At 61.4% G+C, this 6307-nt stretch carries 8 protein-coding genes and 1 pseudogene; 4 read left to right on the top strand and 5 right to left on the bottom strand.

What is annotated here, in order from left to right; translation table 11 throughout:
- The 3 genes from AWB74_RS38810 to AWB74_RS38800 form a co-directional block, all read left to right on the top strand.
- Nucleotides 1–180 (top strand): DUF378 domain-containing protein (locus tag AWB74_RS38810; protein WP_143749425.1); only part of this gene is annotated, 180 nt, incomplete at its 5' end.
- A 21-nt stretch (nt 181–201) separates the two neighbouring features.
- Nucleotides 202–402 (top strand): CsbD family protein, encoded by a 201-nt coding sequence (locus AWB74_RS38805; protein ID WP_061151877.1) that lies wholly within the window; start codon nt 202–204, stop codon nt 400–402.
- 140 nt (nt 403–542) lie between these two features.
- Nucleotides 543–1049: a hypothetical protein gene (locus AWB74_RS38800; RefSeq protein ID WP_061151876.1), complete on the top strand. Its 507-nt coding sequence runs from the start codon at nt 543–545 to the stop codon at nt 1047–1049.
- Between the two features lie 103 nt (nt 1050–1152).
- Here the strand turns inward: AWB74_RS38800 and AWB74_RS48485 are convergent, their stop codons facing one another.
- The 5 genes from AWB74_RS48485 to AWB74_RS38775 all read right to left on the bottom strand — a co-directional run bounded on the left by AWB74_RS48485 (nt 1153) and on the right by AWB74_RS38775 (nt 4526).
- Nucleotides 1153–1434: a hypothetical protein gene (locus tag AWB74_RS48485; RefSeq protein WP_061151875.1), complete on the bottom strand. Its 282-nt coding sequence runs from the start codon at nt 1432–1434 to the stop codon at nt 1153–1155.
- Nucleotides 1435–1688: 254 nt separating this feature from the next.
- Complete coding sequence (locus AWB74_RS47740; protein ID WP_235024859.1) at nt 1689–2711, bottom strand: HAD family hydrolase; 1023 nt, start codon at nt 2709–2711, stop codon at nt 1689–1691.
- A 139-nt stretch (nt 2712–2850) separates the two neighbouring features.
- Nucleotides 2851–3027: a hypothetical protein gene (locus tag AWB74_RS48480; RefSeq protein WP_327363053.1), complete on the bottom strand. Its 177-nt coding sequence runs from the start codon at nt 3025–3027 to the stop codon at nt 2851–2853.
- Nucleotides 3028–3378: 351 nt separating this feature from the next.
- The gene (locus AWB74_RS47735; protein WP_235024858.1) at nt 3379–3687 is read right to left on the bottom strand and encodes a hypothetical protein; all 309 of its coding nucleotides are present in this window, start codon (nt 3685–3687) and stop codon (nt 3379–3381) included.
- On the bottom strand, nt 3684–4526 hold the full coding sequence (locus tag AWB74_RS38775) for a major royal jelly family protein (RefSeq protein WP_235024857.1): 843 nt from the start codon (nt 4524–4526) through the stop codon (nt 3684–3686). Before AWB74_RS38775 ends, AWB74_RS47735 begins: the two co-directional genes overlap by 4 nt.
- Nucleotides 4527–5888: 1362 nt before the next feature.
- Here AWB74_RS38775 and AWB74_RS38765 point away from each other — a divergent pair.
- A pseudogene (locus tag AWB74_RS38765) lies at nt 5889–6104 on the top strand (IS3 family transposase); the annotation flags it as partial.
- Between the last annotated feature and the right edge of the window lie 203 nt (nt 6105–6307).

The raw sequence follows: 6307 nt of genomic DNA, 5'->3' as shown, positions 1-6307 counted from the left end.
ATCATTGGCGCGCTGAACTGGGGGCTCGTCGGTCTGATTCAGCTTGACCTCGTAGCCACACTCTTCGGTGCGGGCTCCACGCCCGCACGCATCGTCTACGTCCTCGTCGGGCTTGCTGGCATTTATATGCTCGTGCGCGCCTTCGCCGTGCCGCGGGACCCGGGACTTGGGCGCGGCTAAACACACCATCAGGAGGGTCTCGTGAATAAAGACCAGAGAGAAGGAATCAAGGAACAGGTAAAAGGCTGGGCCGACACCGCGATCGGCACGTTGACCGGCAATGAGGATCGCAAGGTAAAGGGCGACGTTGAAATAACGAACGGCGCCAATCAGAAGGACTACGGCGACCAGAAGGACAACATCGAGAAGGGTGTCGAAGACCCGGGCGAGCCAACGAATTAGTAGGCGGCCAACGGGCATTCGTCAAGATTTGACCGTGCACGGCACCGTGCGACTAATTCAGAAGCTGCGCCCAACTTTCTCGATTATGAGCAGCATTAAAACGTGATGCGAAAGCGCACACCGATCTACAGGAGATCCGCATGAGCCCGTATCCGACCGATTCCGACCGACGCGCCGAAGCTGATTCCCTCTCCCGCGGCCTCGGCATATTTAGCCTTGCGCTCGGCTTCGCCGAGCTGCTTGCGGCGCGTCGCGTCGCAAAGGCGTCCGGCGTGCGCGCCGATCCGGCGCTCGTGCGGCTGTATGGCCTGCGCGAGATCGCGTGTGGCGTCGGCATACTGGCGTCGAGCGATCCTTCGCCGTATCTGATCGCCCGCATTGGTGGCGACGCGCTCGATTTTCTGAGCCTGATCGCGGCGCCGCGCCGGAACGCGCGCGGTGCGCGTCATCGGGTATGGGGCGCACTCCTCAACGTCGCCACCGTCACCGCGCTTGACGTGTGTGCGGCGAGATCGCACGCCCATGAACAGGCGAAACGGCGCAACGCGCGATCGGAACACTACGCGGCGCTTTATAGTGATCGCAGAGGTTTCCCGCGTTCGCCCGACGCCATGAGGGGTGCCGCGCTTCGCGATTCGCCGGGCTGATATGCGAAAGTGGCGCTCAAGCACGAAGCGTTGAAGGGAATGGCCGCGTTCGACGGGCTTTGTTGCCGGCAGCGCGCGACTCTGCCCGGTCGCCTCCGTGCGTTTACTGCCCGCCTTTCTTAGCCGCGAGATACTGAGCCATCTTGAGGTGTTGTTGAATCGTCAGCAGCGCCGTTTGAGGCGCCTTTTTTAGGTCGGCGTTCTGCCCTTCCTGAGCTTCCCTGTGGAAGGCACCAAGGTTCACCGGTGAAATGCTGCCAGCGCCCCTTCTCAAGAACCGCACCGAGGACACCCCCGGTGACTCAGAAAGCCGCTGCTGACCGCGCTGGCCGATGCGGCCGCATATGTCCTGCGACAACGCTACTGATCGGCGTCGTTTTTCCATCCCGGTGAGTTATAGACTCGGTCGCTAGGCCGTTCGAATGAGATCATCCTCGAAGTACTGTCTAATCAAGTTATCGTGATCGGCCGGCTCGCATTTTAACGATGGCTCGAACGTGCGAATCAATGCTTTGCGGTCTTGTAGATGCGCGATCGCAACCCGAGTAGTGCGAGGGAAACAGATTCTCGGACAAGCCGCGCCGCGCTTCTGACATGCAACTCGAAGAGTGACGCGGTTCCGCTAGATATCCGAAGGTTTCAACCCCCGAACAGCGACGGGTCGAACTTCGCCAGAAGCGCGGCGGGTCCCGGATAAACGGCTATACAGCCGGCGTTTCTGAGCGACTCCTCGGAAAACCCTCCCGAAAGCAGACCGATCGTTTGCAAGCCCGCTCCCTTCGCCGCCTGCGCATCGTACGGCGAGTCGCCGACGACGATTGCCTCTAAAGGCTCGACGCATAGTTTGTGCAGCGCCGTTTCGAACACGTCGGGGTCCGGTTTGGAGCGATCGACATCTTCCGACGACACCGTAACATCGAGCAGATCGGCAATGCCGGCGATATCGAGGTACATCTTCAGCTCGTCTTTCTTAGCCGACGATCCGACCGCGATCCTCGTGCCCTGATCTCGCAGTTTCCGCAGCACATCGGGGACCGCCGAGAACGGCCGCACCATCGTCAGATAATTAGCCTTGAAGTGCTGGCTGCGCCACGTTTCCAGTTGCTCGCCTTGTTCGCGCAGCTCTGCTTCCGAAAGGAAGACTGGCAGCAATTTATCGCCTCCTTTCCCAATCTGGCTACGCACTTCCTCGAAACTGACGTCGTGTCCGAAGTGCGCGAACGCTTCGCACCACGCCAGCGCGTGCAGGTCGACGGAATCGACCAGCGTTCCATCAACATCGAAGATTGCGGCGCGTAGCATGAGACCTCCAGTAAAAAAGGGCGCTTCTGCAAGGGTGAAAACGCGTTCGCATTGTTCGTGCCTCGGGTCGCGCGGAAGCGACCCGCTGACTCGGCGCGATCTCGGCTTGACCGGCCTGCGCTTCGAGCCACGCGTGCACTCTTCAGCCGCGCGCATGTACGACGCTGCAATCATAATGCTGAGCGTCAGGGATGCGGCGAACGTGCAAACGGCGGTCGGCGCGGACTGAGCGCGTCGAGCCACCGCGCGTTTGGCGTCCGGGTCCGGGTCCGACTCGCAGCTAGGTTGCATTCGCCGAACAATTCTGGTCGCTTGCAGCGCACGCGCGGAAGAAGTCTGCTCGGCCAGCGGCGAGCACATCAAGCGAGGCGATCTCATCTTCCGGCCGAGGAAAACGCGGCGAACGCTCGGTCATCGCCGCGCCTCACGTGCTCGATGCCCGCTCCTGAAGTGAGGCACGATGCGTAGAGCAAAGCGGCGTGTTGCGCGGCGAGTCCCGTCAGCGGGACGCGCGTCGCACCAGCGCGGCGATTGCGAAGCCCGCAGCCAGCGCGACGTAGGTCATGGCCAGCGCGCGCTTCGACAGGTGCGTCTCGAATCCCGGCGTGAAGCGTTTCGGAACCACGTGATAGTCGACCACATAGGCGACGATCGCGGTCGCCGCGGCAGCGCTCACGATTCTCGCGGGACGGCTCCGTCGTCCTCACAGGGCTTCGAACATCACGCCCCAGAATACCGCGCTGCCCATGTGGATTGTCGCTCCTAGCGCGGTGTATCTGATGCTCGGCAGTTCCTGCGCCGATGCGTCCGGCCACAGGCAGTGCGTTACCGCGTTCAACGCGGCGTAGAGCCCACGGCCCGAGCGCAGCGCACCCGTCGACGCCGCAGACGCCGATGCGAGTCCCGCGCCGAACCCGAGCCGAGAACGCGGACGATACGATCATCCAATTGCAGTTCCATACGCTGCTTTTCCTCTTCGTCAATATCCACGGTGAACGAGTAACGCCGCTCCCGGGGTCGTGCGGCGCTAACGTCCTCGTATCGCATACAGCCGCGTCGGCAGCGCGATCGGACTCTGCGGATCGAACCAGCTCATGTCGGGAATGCGCGAATCGGTGATATATATCGTGCCGTCTGCGCTTTCCGAGAATGTGTCAGGCCAGACCAGCGCGCGGTCCCGTAGCAGCGTGTCGAAGCGCTCGCCGTCACGCACGCGAATCGCGTGATGCTCGACCGACGAAACATAGAGACGTCCACGCTCGTCGAACCAGAGTCCGTCCGCCGGTCCATCAATGCCGACGACTTCCACGCGCTCGGCGACCTGTTGCGGACTCAACTGCGCTTCTGCAGCGCGTCCGTTGCGATACGATAGAGCGTTTTGCCCTTTACCGCCTGCCAGTAGAGATAGCGTCCGTCCGGCGTCAGCGCGATGCCGTCCGCCGAAAAGCTCACACGCCAGCCATCCGTCTGTTGCAGCGGCTTGCCATCGACTTTCACAGTGACGGCCTTGTCGGCCTGCGTGCTCGGATCGCCGTCGAGAAGGCGTCGCGTGCTACCCGATGCCGTATCGACGACAAGAATCGCACCGCGCACGCCGGAATCGGTGATATAGACAAAACGCCCGTCCGGACTGATGCGCACGTCGTTAAGATAGCTGCCCTGGGGCGCGATGGTTTCATCGAACGCGTAGACATGCGCAACGCGGTTCGACGCGAGATCGATCCTGACGAGCTTCGGCGCGCCCGGCACGACGAGCGATTGCGCCGGCGCGCCGGGATCGATCACCCAGAGGTTCCCATGCTTGTCCGCCACGACGGACTGCACGCATACCCAATGATCCTGCGGCGTAACTTCGTCGCGGCGCGCGTTGCGCCAGCTATTCCATTCGGGATCGGGATAAGGGCGAAGATCGCCGGACGCTCCGAGTTCCCCGACGGAGATGGGAGCGTCCTCCGTCCAGCGCGGGAAGTTGACGAACGTGCGGCTGTCCGGCGTGACCGTCACGCCAGTGACCTGATGTTCAAACGTGGCGATGAGCTGCAGTTGCGGTCCGCCGCCTCGCGCATGATTGCCGCTTTTGTTCGTGCTCTCCTGGGCGACGCCTGCCTGAGCGAACGCGGCGAGGCTCAGCGTGAAGAAAAGGATCCGGCACAACGGCTTCGAAACTGGCGCCATGATTGGCTCCGATGGTGGCATTGCGCCATGTCAGCAATCGAGGTGCCAATCGGTTCCGACACTTGCCTGCCTCATCGGCTAGGCACCGATGGCGTACATATGGCGCCGGTGACCGAGGACACCTCGCCATCCGACTAGGTAGCGATGTCGCCCATCGTGAGCATGCCAACGAGCTCTTTCCCTGATTCCTGCAGGTATGCGCCCTATTTGTAACCGCTGCCGCATCGCGTCTTCGACGTCGTCCGATGCGAAGCGCCACTCCACGGGCTCGCTCGTTACCCCTTGCATCGTTCAAGACGAATCCTTGCCGACGGATATGGCGAGAACCACGGTATCGCGATCGGTCACGACGCCTCTGAGCCGCATGGCTCAAAGGCGACATGGAGATCACCAACTTGCCAATTGCAAGGATTACGGCGATCAGAAGACAACATCGAGAAGGGCGTCGAAGACCCGGGCGAACCGACGAACCAGTGACCTGCGGAGAAATCACTCAGCACCATCGCTTAAAACGCCTCGCCGATACGTCCGGCCTCGTCGTGTAATGCACTATGTGATCGCGTTGAGGCATGATGGAGAACGCTTAGTATCATGTCGTGAAAGAGCCTGCCATGCTGCGAATCCGGATCGACGATCGCACCGCCGTTGTCCGTGAAAAAAACGCACGGAGACACTGACTCTTCCGTATCGCGGCGATGAGTTTGCCGCGGGAATCATGCAGCGGCGTCCCGCGAGGGCCCGCGCATCTGCGACGGCCGCAGCAGGATCTCGGGCGGCACATGTGAATGAACCCGGCCACGTCGCACTGCGCGCACATGGCGGCAATGGCGCCCAAGCATGCCGAAATCAAACCCGCGACCGCAGCCAGCGGGATGGCCTTCCACGGATTGTCGTGCGAAAGTCCGGAGAGGAAATTTTGCAGGATCAGCGAATCCATCGATGCGATCTACGAGTCGGCGCGGACGGGTCGCGCGGCGAAGCTGGAGCAGCCCGGCGGGCCAACGCGAGGCCCCGACCTCGGAAGGGAGCCGTTATGAGAGGCGGCATGCTCGCGACGCAGAGAAGGTCTTACAATCGAATCGGCACTTCGCGCACGCGCTGCCGCGCCCTGTCGCCTGACGTGATTAGGACCTTCGCGCCGCGTGATCTCGATGCGCGCCCTTCGTCAAGATGAATAGCCCCGCGCCCGCCGCCGCGACAGCGAAGCGGCTGGGGCGTCGTGAAACCAAACCCTGTCCTCATGCCAGTTCTGGGCGTGAAGGACCAGTTCGAATTCCTGCAAATGAAGGGGATAGTACGGGCGAGTTACCTGAAAACGTCGGCTTTTAACGTCACTTACGGGCGCAGTTGTCTGCGAACCCCAATGCGCCGACGGAAAGCTTCTTCAACAGCCTGAAGAACGAACGGCTGCACGGCACGAGATATCGCGCGCATCGCGAAGCCGTAGCGGACTTGTTCGAATACATCGAAGTGTTTTATAACCGCTGTCGTCGTCATTCATCGCTCGGCTTCATGTCACCAACTCAGTTCATGCAAGACTGGCTTGCCGCTCAGCAGACAAAGGATACGGCTGCATAACTCGAGGCCTCTGGAAGGCGAAAGACCGAGGGAACCTCAGTCGGCGGGAACGCGACAGCCGGTGCATCTGCGCGACGCGTCGTCAATCGCAAGCTGAATGGGCGCTGCTTTGTCGACCATGATATTTCTCAAATAGCACACATTGCGCAGGTTCTGATTTCGGTTTATCGGCCCGAATCGAACGTGCTTTAGAGCGGACGTTC

The organism is Caballeronia arvi (assembly GCF_001544695.2).
In the GTDB taxonomy this organism is placed as follows: Bacteria; Pseudomonadota; Gammaproteobacteria; order Burkholderiales; family Burkholderiaceae; genus Caballeronia; species Caballeronia arvi.
This window is presented reverse-complemented; position numbering and strand designations above follow the sequence as displayed.

Bases quoted from the DNA above. Each gene is read 5' to 3' on its own strand.
- AWB74_RS48485 (WP_061151875.1), bottom strand. From the start codon at position 1,434: ATGGAAAAACGACGCCGATCAGTAGCGTTGTCGCAGGACATATGCGGC.
- AWB74_RS47740 (WP_235024859.1), bottom strand. From the start codon at position 2,711: ATGTGCTCGCCGCTGGCCGAGCAGACTTCTTCCGCGCGTGCGCTGCAA.
- AWB74_RS38775 (WP_235024857.1), bottom strand. From the start codon at position 4,526: ATGGCGCCAGTTTCGAAGCCGTTGTGCCGGATCCTTTTCTTCACGCTG.
- AWB74_RS38800 (WP_061151876.1), top strand. From the start codon at position 543: ATGAGCCCGTATCCGACCGATTCCGACCGACGCGCCGAAGCTGATTCC.